We start from the raw sequence: 19,419 nt of genomic DNA, 5'->3' as shown, positions 1-19,419 counted from the left end.
CGCCCTATTGATTAACCCGCTCAATCAAATCGTCGAATGCTTTCTTAAACACCTCGCCACCTAACTCACTATCACGCATACGCAGCTGCCCCACATACAACGGCACGTCCTCAACTTGCACATCTCCCTCAATACACGCCTTCAAGTAATTCAACCATGCATGGTAATACACCTCGGGATATGGTTTCTCAGTATAAGAACCCATCACCATACGATACTGCACACGTGCTCTTTCCAATGATTCACTTGTGCCTAAATCATAATTAGCATCCCCATATGCCATAATCAATTCAAGCACATCACCAAACTTCACAGTCTGAGGCCCAAGCAAATCCACAGCCTCCTGTGGTCTCCCCAGAACGCGATACGCCCGCGATTTAATAATGTCCATATTCGCCAAGTACTCATCATCCAACCCCGGCTGTATCAAACCATCCTCATTCGCAACCTGAAACGTTTCAGCCAACGTCAAAACTGCCTGCGCTTCTTTCTTTAATCGCTCATGTGGCAACAACTCATTCAATGGATTCAACACGACATCAAATCGCCGATTGATCTGCTTCAGCAACTGATCAATCGTTGCCGCTGCCAGCTCCGGCCTCGCTTGCATAAACGTCTTCGATAAAGCCGCCGCCTCTGACAACTGCTGCAATCCAATCAAAGCGCTAATCCTCACCTGCAGTACACGGGGTAACAAGTTTGAATAAGCCTCAAAATCTACATCCGACTCGTCCAGCAACGCGACTGCATCCGCATAAGCTCCCCGCATCTCCATTCCTGCCGCTTGCAACATCACCGTCACCGCTTCAGCAATCTGCGCTTTCCCAGATCGTTCCGCAATATTTTTATCTTCCTTCGATACCTCACGTAATATCCGCCTCGCATCCGCATTCATCGCCTCAAGTAAAATATCAAAGTTTTGATTTGCCTGCTGCTTCAGAGAAATCTGTGCATCATAGCAAAACATCAGTTCACGCTGGGCATCGTAATACTGAGGATGATCAAACGGCACAAGCTTGTAATGCCCCGCCGCAGCAGCATATTGCCCTTTACCCTGCAACAGATAAAACGCATAATAAACACGCTGATTGTCTGCAGCTTTCGAGACAGAAAATGCATTAAATAACGTCTCTGCCGCATCCGCATAATCATCACCAATACGACCAACATCCGGATATTTCTGATGAAGATGTTGCAACGTTTCCGTCGCAAAAGTGATCGCCTTCACAGACACTGATTGCTGCGGAAATTTCTTTGCTAGCTCCGCCAGAATATTTGCCACCTCCTGCAAATTTTCCATCGATTGCTTATCTGGCAAATACATCGCTATTGCCGCATTATATCCCACTCTTGCCCTCACCTCAGGCTCCACATCAACCTCATCCAAAGATTTCGCCAAATCCAGTATCAATCGGTAATACCGGTTCAGCTCACTCCCCTCGACATTTTGCTCACCACGCGCAATCGCTTCCTGCATCTGCTGTAAACCATAATCGGTCATTAACATCCGCACGCGTGCAGGCATCTGATTTACATCATCAACATAAGCCACCAATCGTTCAAAACGTTGCGCAACCATGTAACTAATCTGTTGCCGCTCCATCTCACTCAACGACGGGCTTTCAATCAATTCATAATACACATTGAATGCTTGCCCAAGCGCAGATTCACCATCCTGTCCGCGACGCAACTGTTCAAGATTATCAACCTGCACGCGAAACATTGCATCAACAACCATCAACTTAAAGATGGGCGACTGAATCACAATCGGATGTGATCCCTGCAACCGCCTCAATTCACCCAATGCCGTCCGCACATCACTCTTTGCCAGCGCATGTGCGTATAACATTTGCGCCCCCAAAGTCGTCAAATCACGTCGCTGCGATCTAAGCAGTGGCTGCAACAACTGAATCGATGATTGATATTCTTCACGCATAAATAGCGCATAAGATGCATGCAACATCGCCGAAAATCGAACACCCGCCACATCCCCCTGATCTGTTACAAAACCATCCAAACGCCCCAATCCAATTCCCAGCAACCGTTTCCGCTCTGCCTCAATCGTTTCCTTACGTATCAGCAAACTATTCGTCTTGTCATATTCACCTGTAAAATAGATATCATCAGCCGGCAATGTCGCTACATAAATCGACGCAATCCCAAGATAGAACGGCACACGTTTTGCCGCATACTCATCAAACAACATCCCCGGCAACCCTCGCGTCTTCAACGCTGCAAAACCCGGCGATCGCGGCAATCGCGTCTGCAGCTTATATAAACTCGCATCTGCCTCTGCTAATAAAAAAAACGCCTCACGCACCACCTCTGCATATGCAATTTCCTGCACACGCGTTGGCACACCATATCGGCACGACTCCGATGCAAAGCCATACTTGATCTGCAAAATCTGCTGTAACTTCAACTCCGCCATATTCGTCAGCCATATCGGCCGCCGTGGCGAATTCCCAAACGCCTCAACCATCTCACGATAAGATCGCTGTACCTCATCCAACGCTTCAAGTCCCAAATCCTGCAACCGATTCGCTAACGCCTGATTAGTCTCAGCTGCCTGCCGTGCGCGTCGAATGTAATCATCAAACCGAATCCTAGCTTCAACTGCCTTTCGTTCTTTTACAACCTCTGATTGATCCGCCTCTGATGAAAATAAGTACGCAAGATGATAATCTCCCAACCCGTGCGTATAGCTTTCCAACACCTCCCCATTCATTGCCATCGGCTCGACCAATCCCTCATCAAACTCCGCCGACCAACCCTTCACACCTAACAACATACCGATCAAAACACACAGCACGCACCGCCAAAACTTTGACACCAACTGACCATTTTTTCGCTTCATAGATCGAAAATCCCATATTTACTAACCATTAACATCCACCCCAAACTACTCAACAAATCTCTCGACTCTCGCAAACGATACATTCTCATAACCAATCGAAACAGCTGAATTAAATGCATTCAACACATGCTGCCACCTGACCTGTCCCACTGGCTTGATGATGACAGGATTACTGGGCTTGTAAAAACCCGATCGTTTTTTCTTCGGGTTGTACTGCAACATCGTCAAGTAACTCTGCAACTGCACAAACGATTCTGTTGGCTTACGAAAACCTTCCACTTCAATACGCACAGATGAATTCCCCACCGGCGTCAACACAATATTCAAAGGCTGCTCCGGGTGTGCCGCTTCCGATGTTGCCTGATCCCCACCATGCGGCAAATTCGCCGGCAACGCTCCCTCACCCATCACAAAAGATGCTGTCACGATAAAGTAAATCAGCAACTGAAAAATCACATCAATCAAAGAGGTAATCTGCAACTGCATCTTCGCAGGAGGCAGCAACCGCCGTTTCCGCACAGGCACATATTCGTCATCCACAGCACAGCCTTGCGCCATAAACTGCTCTGAATTTTGTTGTCCTTCATCCGTACTCAAGTCAGCACGCCTCTATCAATCAGTTAGCCGCTTCTTCTGGCAAGTACGCCACGAGGTTCACCCTCGCAATGCCACTCTTCGTAATATCATCCATGATCGGTTCGATCTGCTCATAAAATATCGCAGCATCCGCACGCAAATAAACCTCCGCCGATGGATTACGATCCGCCATCAACTTAATCGCCTCAACAATCTTCTCATGATCATCAATCTTAAATGTCCCGTAAGCCCCAATCTGCACAAATTCTGGCTTGCCGTCATAATCCAACGGAGCACGCTTGTCTCGATCACCTGTCTTCGGGGCGATATTGACAACAATCCGATCCTTCTCCGGCATCTCTCGCGTCTCAGGCTGCTCTAAATCTGGAACAATCATTTTTACTGATTGCTTCGTCACCATCGTCGACGCCAACATAAAAAAAACCACCAGCAAAAAGACGATGTCAATCAGCGGCGTCAAATTCATGCTCGGCGTTGCCGGGCCAGTTTTGTGAACAAATGATCTCATACAGAACTCTTCAAACCCCATCTAGCACACAGTAAAAACAATCAAGCCAATTACTGCTTACGTTCCTGTATCTTCTGCTGCTGCGACGCCGCCGCCGACAACAACGGCGAACTCATTTTTCGATGCTCAGTCGAAGGTTGATCATTCACCGCATCCGCTAACGAATACCCCGCACCCGATCCAGCCTGAGCACGATCAGTATCCACATTCGGCTGCCCTTGCGCCGGCTCCGCTTCCACCTCTGCCATCACCTCACCCTGCGACCCATCGTTCACCGGTTGCACATCCTCCACCACCGGAGCTTGCTGCACATTCTGCGGTACGGGCTGTTGCGACTGAACTTGCTGGCCTTGTCCCTGTTCCTGTTGCACCGCACCCGCCTGCTGAACCGGTGATGGTCCCATCCCCGACCCCTGATTTCTAGCTAAGACCTGAGCCTGAGCCTGAGCCTGAATCTGTGCCTGCAATTGTGCTTGTTGCATACGCGCCTGCTGAATCGCCACCTGTGTCGGCTTAAACGGCGCTATTAGACTCTCTGCGACCAACACTGCCTCCGATGCATACGCATCAACCTTGTTCCTAATCAGTGCATAGGCCGTCAACGCCGGAACCGCAACAACCAAACCCCAAAACGTCGTTATCAATGCCGTCGAAATACCCGCCGCCAACTTGCCCGGCTCTGCATTGCCTCCCGCAGCAACCAACTCCTGAAACGCCCGAATCATCCCGTACACCGTCCCGAACAAACCGACCATCGGTGCAATATTCCCCAACACATTCAAGTACTCCAACGGCCTCAGTATCCTAACCGTCTCGTTATCCGACGTCTCTTCAATCGCTCGCTCCATCGACACAAAACCATTCGGTGCTTCATGCAATGCCGCCCCAATGATCTTACACAAATACGATGGATTATTATCCGCCTCAGTAATCGCTTCGCGGTATTGCCGATTACCCAACTGCACCTCAATCTTCTTCAGCGTCTCTTCTGGCATCATCTTCTTACGACGATAACCCAGCATCAGATTCACAGAAAATCCAATCGAGAATGCAGACATCGCTAGCAATGTCCATATGATCACCAAACCCAAAAAATCTCCCGCCCACATAAACTGACGAAACCAAGAAACCTCCGAGCCATCTGACTGCGCAAACGCCACATTCATAGGCAACATCAGCATCAATATTCCCGTCACGATGACGACCATTCGCCGCATACGTACATCCTCTGTTCTATCTACTGCCTCTGCTACATCCCCCCGCTTCGCCGCCTCATCTCACAACTCAGCAGCTCATAACATCAGCATCATCTTCATTGATCAACGATCGACCAGCCCAAACAAACATTCCCCCGATTCATACCCATCAAGTTAACCCTGAATTCCCTTGATCGTGGTTTTCATTGTAATTCTTTTGCGCCCAGATTCCAAGGTTCTCAAACCCTTTTCATCAACCAATAGATTGTCGCAAGTTCCCCTAACCCAAGATCTTGCAGCAATCCTTCAATACAGACTCCCTCACACCCGCGCACCGCCCCCTACGCCCCTCTACCCTATAAGACGGACTAAAGATCTCCTTCTTCCACAAATTTAAATAGCCCACCCGTTTGTTCCGCAATCAACCGCATCGTCCCCGGCCTCCCCTCGCCCTCTAATGGATCCGCATACAAAAACTGAATCGTATTGATCCGTGTACCACGATGATTCGATCGCGCAATCTCATTGATCAATCGCTTCTGATCCACCTCATAAACCCCCTGCCCCGTAATATTATCCGACAGCAAAAACACCAAGTCCGGCTTATACCCAAGCGCCATCCCCAATGCCCGCAACGGATTCGTCTGCTCGCCCGGTTCAACTTGATGAGCCGCCGGATCTATCCATTCAATCACTTGCTGCTTCAACGCCGCCGTCCCCTGCTTCAAACCACGAGGCGGCACCTCAAACGCCCGCTTGCCCTGAAAAAAAATCACCGTGAAATTCTGACGATCAGATAACTTGCGAATCGATTTTTGCAATTCCCTCAACACCGTAGGCAACGTGTCAATCAACGATCCCGATGCATCAACCACAAACACAACCGTTCGCGCATTACCCGCTGACCCAAAAAACGACGCGCGAAATTCAGCACCACCACCCACATCCGCCGCAAACGGATTCATCTTCGACATCCCACCCGCCATACCCACCAAAGGTAAATTCGTAATCGGCTGCGGCGACAACGTCGACTGCGACGTTTCCACCTCCGTAATCGTTCGCTTACTCGTCAAAGATTGAGACTCAACCGACTTCGCCTTCGACTGCTTCAAAGGCGCCCCCGGCCTCTGTCCCAACTCAATATTCGGCACCACCGTCTCATGATCCGCCACCACCACAATCGTTGTCCATACCGCAAAGATCGCACCCACAACCAAACCCACATGTATACCCATCGACAAAATGAACGGCATATAACGCTCTAACAGCGTCCGCTCATCTTTCTTCTGCCATTCAATCGTCCCAAACTCTGCCAAATCTGCCCGCAGCGCCGCCAACGGATGCACCGGCTCCTGCTCACCCCCAACACCCCCGCCAGCGCCCTGACCATCAGCCACATCCTGTCTTTGTGTTTCACTCATATCGTTCAATGCCTGCCCTCGATCGTTCACAAATCATCCGATCACATCATACTGCCCCCATACATGTCCTTGCACCCTATTCTCTCCCATTCATACATTTTTCTCCCGATCCACACCTCCACACATTCTTTTTATGACATTCTTCAATTTCGCATTGCGTCCCACATCCCATCCGCGATAATGCGCGATCAACGTTCAAAGACCAAACAACGATCACACCCGATCATCCTCACCTCGTAAACGCTGCAATGGAGTAACCATGGGTGCGAAACAAACTAAAAAACTAAAAGCCGCCTTCATCGGTTCAGGCGGCATCACCGACATCTATCACGATTGCTTCAAACGCATCGATGAAATCGAAGTCGCCGCGCTCGCCGACATCAACATGGACACCATGCTCGCCCGCGCCGAAAAGCATGACCTGCCCCACGACATCCTCTACACCAATTACAAACAGATGCTCAGGGAAACCAAACCCGACGTTGTCTTCGTCTGCACACCCAACAGCCTCCACGCTCCTGCCTCCATCGCCGCATCAAACGCTGGCGCACACGTCATGGTCGAAAAACCCATGGCGATGAACGCTCGTGAAGGCAAGCGCATGATCGATGCCGCTAAAAAAGCTCGCAAAAAAATCATCGTCGCATACCAATGGCGTTTCGACCCACGCACCCAATTCATCAAAAAACAAGTCGACTCAGGCGTTATCGGCGACGTCCTCTACGGCAAAGTCCACGCGCTACGACGCCGCGGCATCCCCAATTGGGGAGTCTTCGGCCAAAAAGCCCTGCAAGGCGGCGGTCCCATGATCGACATCGGCGTCCACTCCCTCGAAATGTGCCACTACGCCATGGGTTCACCCAAGCCCGTCGCCGCATCAGGCATGACATGGACTTACCTCGGCAACAAACCTTCCGACCAAGTCGAATCCATCTGGAAGGGTTGGGACTACAAAACCTACGACGTCGAAGATCTCGCCGTCGGCCACATCCGATTCGACAACGGTGCCGTCATCCAAGTCGAATCATCCTTCGCCGCACATATCCCAGAAAATAAAATCGACTTCCAACTCATGGGCACCAAAGGCGGCGCAACCTGGGATGACTCACGCATCTTTAAAGATGAAAACGGCTACATGGTCGACACCAAACCCCACCACCTCCCTCAACCCGACTTCGCTGAAAATTTCTATCTTAAGATTAGAAACTTCATCGACCACATCCTCTACGGCTCCAAGCCCATCGCACCCATCGAAGACGGCCTCATGGTTCAGCAAATGCTCGACGCCATCTACAAATCCGCCGACCAAGGCGGCAAAGAAGTCAAAATCAAATAACCTCCCCCCCTAAAAAAACCAACAAATCCCAAAGGATGCAATCACACCATTGCATCTTTTTTTCATACCATCCCTTCCCAAACGATATAACGGGCTCCACCCATCAAGCCGATGACCGCAGTTCATGGAGTGCCCCGCCAACCAACTTCCCCTGTACCTGCAAGATCAATCCCCACTTCTACTCCTTATATCCATCGCACCACATCAAAATTACTATTGACGCGTCCCTAATAAACCATCACCATAACCAGCGGAAACACGAGAAAATTCTTTTCATAACGGAGATTCACCATGTCGACGCCCACAATGCGCCGCCGCCTTCCTCTTTTCATCCTACTCGCCACCCTCTCACTTGGCTTTTGGTCACTGACCTCCTCAGCCAACGATCGCGCCGAACCCGCCGATAAAGATGAAGCACTCGAACACGCCATGGAAGAACTCAAAGACCTTTTCCGTGACCTGAACAAAACCCTTCGCGCAGACGGCCAAGAACAGCAAGCCGCCGATATCACCGCTGAAATGCTCAAGCACATACTCACCGCCAAAGACCAAGCCCACGTCGTCCACATCATCGAAGACGCCTCCCCCGCCGAGCAACCCAAACTCATCGCCGAGTATCGCATCCAAATGAACGACGTCATCATCAACCTCGCTCAAGCCGAAAACGCACTCCTTCTCGGCAACAAAAAGCAAGCCGCGCAATTCCTTTCCGAAGTCAAGCAAACCCAACGAGCCAGCCACAAAAAATTCAAAGACTAGTAGGTAGCGATTCCCAATCCTGATCTCACAAAACCCTAAAAATCAGGACATGCACATGAAATACCTCTTCCCACCACTGCTCATGCTTTTGATGACCGCAGCTTTGCTTTACGCGCAAACCTCCCCAACCTCCAACACCAATGACACCGAACACAAACGTTCACTCATTCTCTCCGAACAAGTCCACATCATCTTCCTCAACCATTGTGCACAATGCCATGGCCCCGATCTCGACGACCCCGAAGGCGGCTTCGACTTCATACTCAACCTCAAACAGCTCGCCGCCGATCCCAACTACATCGTCCCCACAAAACCCGATCAATCCTACATCTGGGAAGTCATCGAATCCGACGAAATGCCGCCACCTGACTCCGACATCCCCCCACTCTCTGAGAAACAAAAAGAAACCGTGAAATGGTGGATCGAGTCAGGCGCCGCCACCCGCGATCAATCCACCGTCATCATCCACGACATCCCCCTCACAGAACGCACCGTCACCATCGATCAACCCCGCATCTCGGCTTCACGCAAAATCATTCAGTTCCTCGGCCAGTTTCATCCCGCATCCTCACACTTCCCCATCTCACTCCTTCTTGTGGCCGCCCTTTCCGAATTCCTCCTCATCACCACCCAACAACACTCACTCAAATCCATCACACGCTTCACCCTTTGGCTCGGCGCCTTCGCCGCCTTACTCGCCACCGCGCTCGGTCTCTTCGACGCCGCCTACCTCATACTCGCACCCCACAAACAATGGATCCTCAACACCCACCGCTTCCTCGGCATCGCCACCACCATACTCGCCTTCCTCGCACTCATTTCTCTCGAATATCACTCCGTAAAACCTGAATCTCGCTCTCGACTTCCTCTACGTATCATACTCTTCATCATCGCTCCATTAATCTGCTGCGTTGGTTTCTTCGGCAGCGCTCTCGTCTTCGGAATCGATCATTATACCTGGTAAAATCACCTGAATACTTACTCGCCATACCCCATATACCACTCTTCCCACAATATTAAAAAAACCATTTGCACCTTTATCATATTTATCTTTACGATCTTGCTTCATCCCGATTGGTTCCCTAGCTGAATCATCTTTTAGACTCAGTATTTCTTATCTAATCATCCGCTGTATCGCTTCATAAATAATGAAGCGATGTCGCTATCCTGTTTCATTGTAGGAGCCCAAACATGCACGATCAGCCACCCGCACCCCCTGACCAAAAACCTAAGCGTAAGATAGATTACTCGAATCCTATCATCGTAAAATCGATTCAAAAATACTGGGAACGCAATATCCGCGTCATGGGCATCCTCCTGCTCATCTGGGCCGCCGCAGGCCTCGGCTGCGGCATCCTTTTCGCCGACTGGCTCAACCAATTCAACTTCCCCGGCACAGGCTATCCACTTGGTTTCTGGTTCGCCCAACAAGGCGCCATCATCATCTTCGTCATCATCATCCTCATCTACGCGCTCACAATGAATAAAATCGACAACCTCCATAAGCGCGAGTTAGACGAACTTCATACCAAATCCAAAAACAATGACGGAGGTGTCGTATGAACGTCATGACATGGACTTACATATTCGTCGGCATCACCTTCACGCTCTATCTCTTCATCGCATGGCGGGCTCGTGTCAAAGACACCAAAGGCTTCTACGTCGCCGGACGAGGCATCCCTGCTTCCGCCAACGGTATGGCAACCGCCGCCGACTGGATGTCAGCCGCATCTTTCATCGGCATGGCAGGACTCATCGCAACCATGGGCTACGCCGGTGGACAATACCTCATGGGATGGACGGGTGGGTTCGTACTCCTCGCGCTACTCCTCGCACCATACCTCCGAAAGTTCGGACACTTTACGGTTCCCGATTTTATCGGCGACCGCTACTCCTCGGACTTCGCCCGGCTCGTCGCAGTGATATGTGCAATCTTTATCTCCTTCACATACGTCGCTGGACAAATGCGCGGTGTCGGTATCGTCTTTTCTCGCTTCCTCGAAGTCCCCGTCACCTACGGCGTCATCATCGGCATGATCATCGTCTTCATCTACGCCACACTCGGCGGCATGAAAGGCATCACATGGACTCAAGTCGCCCAATTCTGGATCCTCATCACTGCATTCCTCATCCCCGCGATCGCCATCTCAATCAAGCTCACTGGCAACCCTATCCCACAGTTAGGACTCGGCTCAACCATCACCGACACAACCACACAATCCTCCGCATTCTTCCTCGATAAACTCAACGACATCGGCAGTGACCTCGGCTTCGGCTCTTACACCGCCGCTTCCGGCGAATCCGGCGGCGGATTCAATAAACTCCTCAACATGTTCTGCGTAGCACTCGTTCTCATGGTCGGCACCGCAGGACTACCCCACGTCATCGTCCGTTTCTACACCGTTAAAAACGTCAAAGCCGCACGATGGTCAGCCTTCTGGGCACTCTTCTTCATGGCCGGCCTCTACCTCACCGCGCCGTCAACAGCCGCATTCGCACGATACTACATGCTCACCACACTCAACAACCGAACCTACAACGTCCCACTCCCGCCACAAGGCATCACAACCGACACCGGCCAAACGCTCAAACTCATCAACGATGCCGATAGCATCCCACGCATCGCCGTCGATCACGGCACCGATGGCTCATTCGCCCCTGAATTCACCTCATTCACCACTGCCGCCGGACAAAAACGCTACATCATCCACAAAACCACAGGCGACATCCTCTCCGAACTTCCGCACTGGTTCTTTAACTGGGAACGCACTGGACTCATCGCATTCTTCGATGGCGACAACGACGGCAAACTCAAATACACCGGACGCGAAGACAACGAAATCTTCCGTACAGGCTCCGGCGCCATCGCCGCAGAACTCGGAACACTCCGCACCAACCATCAGCTCTGGCTCGACTCAAACGGCCAGCAAGGCGCTGATGCCCGGCAAATACTCACCGCCAAAAATCTCTCAGGCCCAGACCGTGACATCATCGTCCTCGCAACACCTGAAATGGCTGAACTCTCCAACTGGATCATCGCATTCATCGCCGCAGGCGCTCTCGCCGCCGCACTCTCAACCGCTTCAGGTCTACTACTCGTCATCTCATCTTCCGTCGCACACGACCTCTACTTCCGCATCCTTAATAACAACGCCTCCGAAACTTCACGCCTCGCCGTCGGTCGCGTCACCATTGGCTTCGCCGTCGTCATCGCCGGACTCTTCGGCATCTACCCCCCAGGCTTCGTCTCACAAGTCGTTGCCTTCGCCTTCGGCCTCGCCGCCGCCTCATTCTTCCCAGCCATCGTCCTCGGCATCTTCTCAAAACGTGTCGGCACCACCGCGGCCATCACCGGCATGATTGCTGGCATCGCCTTTACCGCCTTTTACATCATCGCCGCCGTCTACTTCAAAATGCCACACTGGTGCTTCGGCATCGGCCCCCAAGGCATCGGCGTCGTCGGCATGATCATCAACTTCGTACTCACACTCTCACTCGTTCCGTTCACCACAGGCCCCAACGAGAAAGTGCAAGAGATGATCGCATCCATCCGCGAACCCGAATACGAACCACCAGCCGTCGATCTCGAACACGAGCCCGCCAGCACCGCAGCCGATCTCATCAACGCTTAACCCATTGCCCTCAAAATCTTGTGATAAATAGGAATTGCCACGGAGTCCTTCTCCGTGGTATTTTTTTTCACCCAATATCCAGAGAACACGCAATCTCACCATGACGCCACATGACTCACGCCTTAAGATTGTGTAAGATTTCTGAATCCCTCAAAAATACTCAATCCCCCTCAAATCCGCGAAAAACAGTCACATAAACAACTACAGACTCTTCAGACCCCCACCTACAGCCCCTCAACCCTCATTTATCCCCCATGCTGCTACACCCCCCCCGCGACACAGCCCCACAACCGTATTTTCGCACCTTTTAAAACCTATTTTCTGTCCGGGCCCCGTTAGGGGTCAGGTTGACGGAATACCCCCGCAAAGCTACCCTTTGCGGTTTCCTGAACACCATTCTGGGCCGATTGTGCCATGAACACATCCCGACCCAACCAATGGTGAGATTTATTTCAACTTGAACAGTAGTATTTGGAAAGTAGAACCATGGTTCCACAACAGAGACAGAGTCGTACCAGAGGCCGCATCCGTCGTAGCCACGACGCAATTAAAGCGCGCGTCTCCGTCAGCTGCCCCAACTGCGGCGGCATCAAATTGCCACACGCAGCATGCAGTGACTGCGGGTACGTACGCCCAGGCCTGAAACTACAACTCAACTCGAAGGAAGACTAATCCCGTGCGCATTGCAGTAGACGTGATGGGGGGCGATAACGCCCCAGATGCCATCATCACTGGGTGCCTCGACGCGATTGAACTTCTCTCCTCCGATGACACGCTTGTGCTTATCGGTGACCAGGAGCTGATTGAAGAAGCGATTGCCGAACGCACCCTGAGTGACGATGATAAGCAACGCCTCGAAATTGTCGGCACCACCCAGTCCATCGGCATGGGCGAGTCACCCGTACAGGCGATCCGTGATAAGCCTGACAGCTCCCTCGTTGTCATGGGTAAGATGGCCGGACGCAAAGCAGGCGACAAAAAAGTCGACGTGATCATCAGTGCCGGCAACACCGGCGCTTGTGTCGCAGCCGCACAAATGTCACTGCGCCGACTCCCAGGCGTTCACCGCCCCGGAATCGCAATCATCCTGCCAACGTTCCACGGCCCCGTCGTCCTCTGTGATGTCGGCGCAAACCCCGAACCACGGCCCTCACACCTCTACCAGTACGCCAAAATGTCCGCGATCTATTCCCGCGAAGTCCTCGGCGTCGACAACCCCAGAGTCGCACTACTCTCCATCGGTGGCGAAGAAAACAAGGGCAACTCCCTTGTTAAAGAAACAAACGAAATTATTAAGAGCGATTCTTCAATCAACTATGTTGGTTACTGCGAAGGTCGTTCTCTCTTTAAAGGGATGGCGGACGTCGTCGTGTGTGAAGGTTTTACCGGCAATGTCGTGCTAAAACTTTCCGAAGGCCTTTCAAAAGGACTCTTCGAGATCATCGCCCACGAAATCCTCGAAGAAGACCCCGGGCTTGCCATGCAGTTCGAACCTGTCGCAAAACGGGTCTGGAAGAAACACGATTATCATGAGTATGGTGGCGCGCCACTGCTCGGAGCGAACAGCATCTGCATGATCTGCCACGGTTCAAGCCAGGCTAGAACCATCAAAAATGCAATCCGCAAAGCGATCTCGTATGCGGAGCATCATGTGAATGACGCCATCGTGGAGGCGTTCGCAAATTCCGAAGTAGTCGCAGAGGAATCAGCCTAATGCAAGGAACAAGACGCAGTCTCTCGCGTCCAGCGGGTGTCAAAATCACCGGCACCGGCATGTGTATCCCAAACAAAGCTCTCACCAATGAAGACCTCTCCAAGATGGTCGACACCAATGACGAGTGGATCACACAGCGTACCGGCATCAAAACCCGCTATATCATCGCTGATGGTCAAGACACCAGCGATCTAGCCACCGGTGCCATCAGGCAAGCCTGTGAGAACGCTAATATCGACCCCAAAGATCTCGACATGGTCATCGTTGCCTCGATGACTCAGGATGTCATCTGCCCTGCCATGGCGGCTACCGTCGTCAAGAAACTCGGTGCCATCCCATGCGGAGCCTACGACCTGAACATCGCCTGTACCGGCTTTGTCGCAGCAATCAACACCGCTTCATGCATGATCGAGTCCGGACACTACAAAAACATCGCCGTATGTGGCGCTGACGCACTCAGCAAAATCACCGACTGGAAAGACCGTCGCACTTGCGTACTCTTCGGAGACGCCGCCGGTGCCGCCGTCCTCTCCGCAAGTGACGACCCTGAAGTCGGTTGCCTCTACCAAGGCATGTGGTCTGACGGTGAACGAGGCGAAGTCCTCTACGTACCGCGCACCGATGCAGACATCCCTGAAAGCGAAAAAGAAGCCTTCAGTGGGGCATACAACACCATCCAGATGAACGGCAAAGCCGTCTACAAGTTTGCCGTCAACGCATTGGCAGACTGTGTCGATGAAGCCATGAGCCGCGCCGGCATCACCGCCGACCAAGTCAAGATGGTCATCCCCCACCAATCAAATCTGCGTATGCTCCAAACCGCATGGAAGAAGCTTGGCTTCCCCATCGACAAGGTCTACGTCAACATCGACCGTTACGGCAACTCCTCCGCCGGCACCGTCGGCCTCTGCCTCCATGAACTCATGGATCAGGAAAAAATCAAAGAAGGCGACTACGTCATCTTCGTCGCTCAAGGCGGCGGATTAAGCTGGGGCACCAGCCTCTGGAAGCTCTAAGCTCCCGACCACATCACAACAAAACAAAACAAAACAAATCTCCCAAAACGCGACCTCCCGGTCGCGTTTTTTATTAGCCTATCGACTCCCTTTTATACAGGCTGCTCCTCACTTAAAATGCTGCAATGAGAAAAGCAAAAATTAAACCTCAGTTTGATATGTGGCTTAATCAAAACCCGCAACGTGATCTTATAGTAACGATATTAGTGGGACATCTAACGATTGAAGCAATGCTTGTTGAACTTCTACAAATAAAAAATCATGGCGAAACGCCTTGGAAATGGCCATTTCCGAAGAAGGTTGAAAGGTGTAGGGATTATGATTTTGTGACTGATGATTTCATGAATGCACTCATTCAATTCAATAACCTCCGGAATGACTACTCTCATATACTTGGACATGAAATCACATTTAATGACGCCTTTACTTTGATTCAGTACTTTGCAAGTGCAAAGATTGATTTTTCAGACGACACGATACATTTAGACAAGAGTAAATCTGAAGAATGGTACGGAACTGAAGGCGTAATAATTGAAATTCTTAACAACACCTTCTTTGAACTAAATACTGCAATAACCACTAATGGTGGTTCTGGTCACTACTAAGTTACGATTTATCATTGAATGTTCCCAAAAAACGCGATCCACGGATCGCGTTTTTTTTATAGGTCTATATCAAACTCCACTTAAGTAAATCCCCGTCACAAACGATACTCATATTAGCCTGTCTCCGGGACATATCTCACGTCCCAGCAACAATTTATACAAAACTGAAACAGTACGATTCCGGAGGCATCCCATGTCAATCGTCAACAACACCGCACACTTCACCACCGCAGCCCTCACAGCCATCGCTGCAACCTCAATGCTTTGGCTCAACCCTTACGCCCAAGCTGGTAGCACCCCCACCGAAGTCAACTGGACCGGCACCGCAGGCAACGGTCTTTACTCTGACAACAACAACTGGACCTCAACAACACTTCCCACCTCAACCATCGACGCCACCTTCACAGGCAACACAACCTCAGGCACAACCGTCCTCGTCAACACTGCCTCCCAAGCCAAGGACCTAACCTTCAACGCCAAGCATTTTGACGACCAACTCAAAATCCAATCCTCGACCCTCAGCGTACAAAACGCTCTCATCACACGCGATATCCACGCCATCAACATCCCCGCCGCACTCTACGTCTACGAAGGTTCAACTCTCAACGTTGCCAATGACCTCACACTCAACAGCACAAACACAGCCGGCTACACAAGCCTCATCGCCTACGGCTCCGATGATACAGCACGCGACAACAACGCAATCAACATCGGCAACAACCTCATCCTCAGCGGCTCCGGCATGAATGACGCCTCCCTCGTCGGCGGCACCCTCAAAGCTAAAAACATCCTTGCCAACACCGACAATGGTAAATACTACTCACTTGACGTGACCAACAACGCAAAAGTACTGCTTGATGATGATGCCGATCCCAACAACACAAACAACTCGCAAATAGCATTCGGCCTCGCAGATCAATCTCAAATACATGGCACACAATGCACCATCAAAACCGGCTCAATCTCTTTCGCCGGTGACGGCATCACTCAAAACACCGCCTATTTCAACACAGGCGTCTGCAATACCAACGGCCAAGGTATCTACGCTTCAAACAATATTAATATCGCAGCCCACACGATCGATTTCACCGCCCACGAAACCTATCTCGAAGCCGGCGATGGCGGCATCAACTTCGGCTACGCAACCAGCGATGTAACCGAACTTTCTGTCGTCGATCGTTGTTACGCCAGATCCAATTCCATCATCACCACCACCGGCAACATATCCTTCTACCTCGATGGCGATGTCTCAGTCCAAGACAGTACCCTTCGTGCTGCCAAAATTAACTACGCTCCAGGCTCTCACCACTACTTCCGCTACGCAAACTACCAACTAGAAAACGCAACCATCTCCGCAATCGGCACCGTCTCCGATGGTTCCGATTCCGACGCCTTCATCGCTTTCCATGGCTACAACGCAGACGTATCCGACCCTACCCTCTCAGGCTACGGCAACATCACCTCCGGCTACTCCGATCCCAACGGATTCCACCCCGGAGCCATCAACTTCAATAATGCATACGTCCTCAATGACAGCACAAACGAATCCCTCACATTCACCGGCAAAATCGATGCTGATTTCGACTCAACCTTCCACGCCAAGAATAACTCACCCATCACACTAAACCTCAGCGAAGACTCCGAAATCCCTGAATCAACCTTCATCGCAGACAATGCAATCATCACATTCAACGGTGATTTCAAGGACGACGCAATCGATGACCTCACACAACTCTCAACACTAAACAACGGCCAAATCATCATCAACGGCAACGCAACTTTCGCATACACCGTCCTCGACGGTGATGTCACAATCAACGGCAACACCATCATTAGTCCAACAACAGCCAAATCAACCTACATCAATAAAAGCCACACACTCAATCCAGCAAAGGAACTCCAATTCAACATCCTCTGGCTTAATGAGCAGGATATGCAAGATTTCGGCGTTACATCCAACAATTTCTTTTCCGCAAGAATCGTCATAAACGACGACCAAACCCTCACCCTTGCTGGCGATCTTCGTGTAATCGACCATACCGCAAGTTTCCTCAACGACATGGGTCTTCCCGAAGACAGAATCCACGACGCAGCCTTCGAAGCAGGCGACGAATACACCCTCATCAAAGCCGGCGAAGACGGCACAGGCTCACTCGAAGGTTCATTCACAAACACCTTTCTCCCAACGCCAGCCGCAGGCCTCATGTACGAGATCGTCCTCAATACCGCCGACGACGACAACATCCCCGACTTCATGAAACTGATTGTCAAAGCCGCCGGCATCTCACCCACCATCACACCAACATCCACCGGCATGACCCAAACCATGTCCGCAATCGACCAAGCCGCTAAAAACAACACAGCCTTCAACACCGTCGTCACCGACATCCTCAACCTCACAACCCCACTCAAACAGCAAGCCGCCGTCCAGTCCCTCCAACAAAACAATCTCCTCTCACAATCCGCAACCGCAGCCAACCTCGCGTCCTCCAATGCCTCCGCCATGCACAGCCGCTTCAACGCCGTCCAGCAAGGACAAACCTTCGCCTTCAATCCAACCTCAAACCAACCACACCAACCTAACCAACCGTTAGCCGCATCACAGCAAGAGCCAACCGATTACATGCTCATGCTCTCCGCTGACAGCGAGTCGCTCTCTGGCTCACCCATTTTCGATTGGTTCAACCGCAACTCAGGCGGCCTCTTCCTCACCTCCTCATACTCACACACCGATCACAATTCTACTGCAAATCAAGTCGGTTTCGAGTCTTATCAATCCGATTTCCTCATCGGCGCCGACTTCATGGCCACCGAAAACCTCCGGCTCGGCGCGGCCATCGGTTACGCCTACGTCACCACCGACAACCTTAACTCACTCGGCTCATCCGAAACCAACGCGCTCAACACACAGATCTACGCAAACTACTACGCATCACCTAACCTGCGCTTCGACGCTACCCTCGGCTACACCTACGCCGATTACCAACTCGAACGCAATCTCTTCAACGGCGAAACCGCCCTCGGCAACACACACAACCACCAGTTCACCGCCGAAGCAGGCATCAACTATCTCATCCCCGAAACCCCAATCAAAAACCTCATCCTCACACCCTTCGCCTACCTCCGCTACGCAAACTCAAACATCGCAGGCTACACCGAAACCGAAGTCGGCGCACTCGGCCTCAACGTCAAATCACAGTCCACCGATTCTCTCACCACCTCCATCGGCGCTCTCGATTCCTTCAAATACGAACTATCTAACTCTGTATTAGAGCCGTTCATCTCAGCATCATATGAACACCAGTTCATCGACCAGCAGCGATCCACAAACGTCTCCTTTATCGGCGACCCATCCAACCCATTCAAAGCCTTTGTCGACTCCACTGACGAGAACTACGTCAATCTCTCTCTCGGTTCGCTCTGGGCGCTCTCCGATAAACTCATCTTCCACACCACTTTTGACACCACACTCTTCCACGATGAAATGGAAGCCCAGCGCCTCTCCGCCGGCCTCAGGTTTAATTTCTGATCCCAAAAATCGGGGCAACAACATTCTCTTTTGTGCGCCCCTGCCCTGCAGAGAATTGAACAAACCGTGCGCACAGGAAAATGCTCCGTGCGCACAAAAATTACAGCATACGAATCACGCATCATTTAACCGTCGAAACATCAACTTGTTACCGATCTGCCTACCACTTCAAAGTACGTATTTCGTTTTGAATCGTTTGGGTTCGACTTTGCAAAAAAACATCAAGTTCCCATCATAGACGAACTGATT

The 19,419-nt window shown here is 51.3% G+C and carries 15 protein-coding genes; 10 read left to right on the top strand and 5 right to left on the bottom strand.

The features are described from left to right. Positions 1-4: 4 nt before the first annotated feature. The 5 genes from KS4_RS04420 to KS4_RS04400 all read right to left on the bottom strand — a co-directional run bounded on the left by KS4_RS04420 (position 5) and on the right by KS4_RS04400 (position 6,579). A complete protein-coding gene (locus KS4_RS04420; RefSeq protein WP_145075158.1) occupies positions 5-2,857 on the bottom strand; it encodes a hypothetical protein in 2,853 nt (950 codons plus the stop codon). A 45-nt stretch (positions 2,858-2,902) separates the two neighbouring features. Next, positions 2,903-3,454 carry an ExbD/TolR family protein gene (locus KS4_RS04415; RefSeq protein WP_145075155.1) on the bottom strand — a complete coding sequence of 184 codons (552 nt, stop codon included), beginning with the start codon at positions 3,452-3,454 and terminating at the stop codon, positions 2,903-2,905. A 19-nt stretch (positions 3,455-3,473) separates the two neighbouring features. Continuing rightward, positions 3,474-3,962 (bottom strand): ExbD/TolR family protein, encoded by a 489-nt coding sequence (locus KS4_RS04410; RefSeq protein WP_200761569.1) that lies wholly within the window; start codon positions 3,960-3,962, stop codon positions 3,474-3,476. 50 nt (positions 3,963-4,012) lie between these two features. Further along, the gene (locus tag KS4_RS04405) at positions 4,013-5,179 is read right to left on the bottom strand and encodes a MotA/TolQ/ExbB proton channel family protein (protein WP_145075149.1); all 1,167 of its coding nucleotides are present in this window, start codon (positions 5,177-5,179) and stop codon (positions 4,013-4,015) included. Positions 5,180-5,526: 347 nt separating this feature from the next. Continuing rightward, on the bottom strand, positions 5,527-6,579 hold the full coding sequence (locus KS4_RS04400) for a vWA domain-containing protein (RefSeq protein ID WP_145075146.1): 1,053 nt from the start codon (positions 6,577-6,579) through the stop codon (positions 5,527-5,529). 259 nt (positions 6,580-6,838) lie between these two features. Between KS4_RS04400 and KS4_RS04395 the strand changes: the two genes are divergently transcribed. The 10 genes from KS4_RS04395 to KS4_RS04350 all read left to right on the top strand — a co-directional run bounded on the left by KS4_RS04395 (position 6,839) and on the right by KS4_RS04350 (position 19,170). Then, entirely contained in the window at positions 6,839-7,915 is a 1,077-nt protein-coding gene (locus KS4_RS04395) for a Gfo/Idh/MocA family protein (RefSeq protein WP_145075143.1), read from the top strand. 291 nt (positions 7,916-8,206) lie between these two features. Next, positions 8,207-8,674 carry a hypothetical protein gene (locus tag KS4_RS04390; protein WP_145075140.1) on the top strand — a complete coding sequence of 156 codons (468 nt, stop codon included), beginning with the start codon at positions 8,207-8,209 and terminating at the stop codon, positions 8,672-8,674. 55 nt (positions 8,675-8,729) lie between these two features. Continuing rightward, entirely contained in the window at positions 8,730-9,638 is a 909-nt protein-coding gene (locus KS4_RS04385; protein WP_200761568.1) for a DUF2231 domain-containing protein, read from the top strand. Between the two features lie 227 nt (positions 9,639-9,865). Beyond that, positions 9,866-10,237 carry a DUF4212 domain-containing protein gene (locus KS4_RS04380; protein WP_145075136.1) on the top strand — a complete coding sequence of 124 codons (372 nt, stop codon included), beginning with the start codon at positions 9,866-9,868 and terminating at the stop codon, positions 10,235-10,237. Then, a complete protein-coding gene (locus KS4_RS17495) occupies positions 10,234-12,306 on the top strand; it encodes a sodium:solute symporter family protein (protein WP_200761567.1) in 2,073 nt (690 codons plus the stop codon). The genes KS4_RS04380 and KS4_RS17495 overlap by 4 nt, the downstream gene beginning before the upstream one ends. 486 nt (positions 12,307-12,792) lie before the next feature. After that, positions 12,793-12,978 carry a 50S ribosomal protein L32 gene (gene rpmF / locus KS4_RS04370; protein ID WP_145075133.1) on the top strand — a complete coding sequence of 62 codons (186 nt, stop codon included), beginning with the start codon at positions 12,793-12,795 and terminating at the stop codon, positions 12,976-12,978. Positions 12,979-12,982: 4 nt separating this feature from the next. Beyond that, on the top strand, positions 12,983-14,020 hold the full coding sequence (gene plsX, locus KS4_RS04365) for a phosphate acyltransferase PlsX (RefSeq protein ID WP_145075130.1): 1,038 nt from the start codon (positions 12,983-12,985) through the stop codon (positions 14,018-14,020). After that, complete coding sequence (locus tag KS4_RS04360; protein WP_145075127.1) at positions 14,020-15,036, top strand: beta-ketoacyl-ACP synthase III; 1,017 nt, start codon at positions 14,020-14,022, stop codon at positions 15,034-15,036. The genes plsX and KS4_RS04360 overlap by 1 nt, the downstream gene beginning before the upstream one ends. A 125-nt stretch (positions 15,037-15,161) precedes the next feature. Beyond that, on the top strand, positions 15,162-15,641 hold the full coding sequence (locus KS4_RS04355; protein WP_145075125.1) for a hypothetical protein: 480 nt from the start codon (positions 15,162-15,164) through the stop codon (positions 15,639-15,641). A 193-nt stretch (positions 15,642-15,834) separates the two neighbouring features. After that, positions 15,835-19,170: an autotransporter family protein gene (locus tag KS4_RS04350; RefSeq protein ID WP_145075122.1), complete on the top strand. Its 3,336-nt coding sequence runs from the start codon at positions 15,835-15,837 to the stop codon at positions 19,168-19,170. Positions 19,171-19,419 lie beyond the last annotated feature (249 nt).

This window comes from Poriferisphaera corsica (assembly GCF_007747445.1).
Classification (GTDB): domain Bacteria; phylum Planctomycetota; class Phycisphaerae; order Phycisphaerales; family Phycisphaeraceae; genus Poriferisphaera; species Poriferisphaera corsica.
The sequence above is the reverse complement of the archived record's forward strand: the minus strand, read 5'-3'. Positions and strand labels throughout refer to the sequence as shown.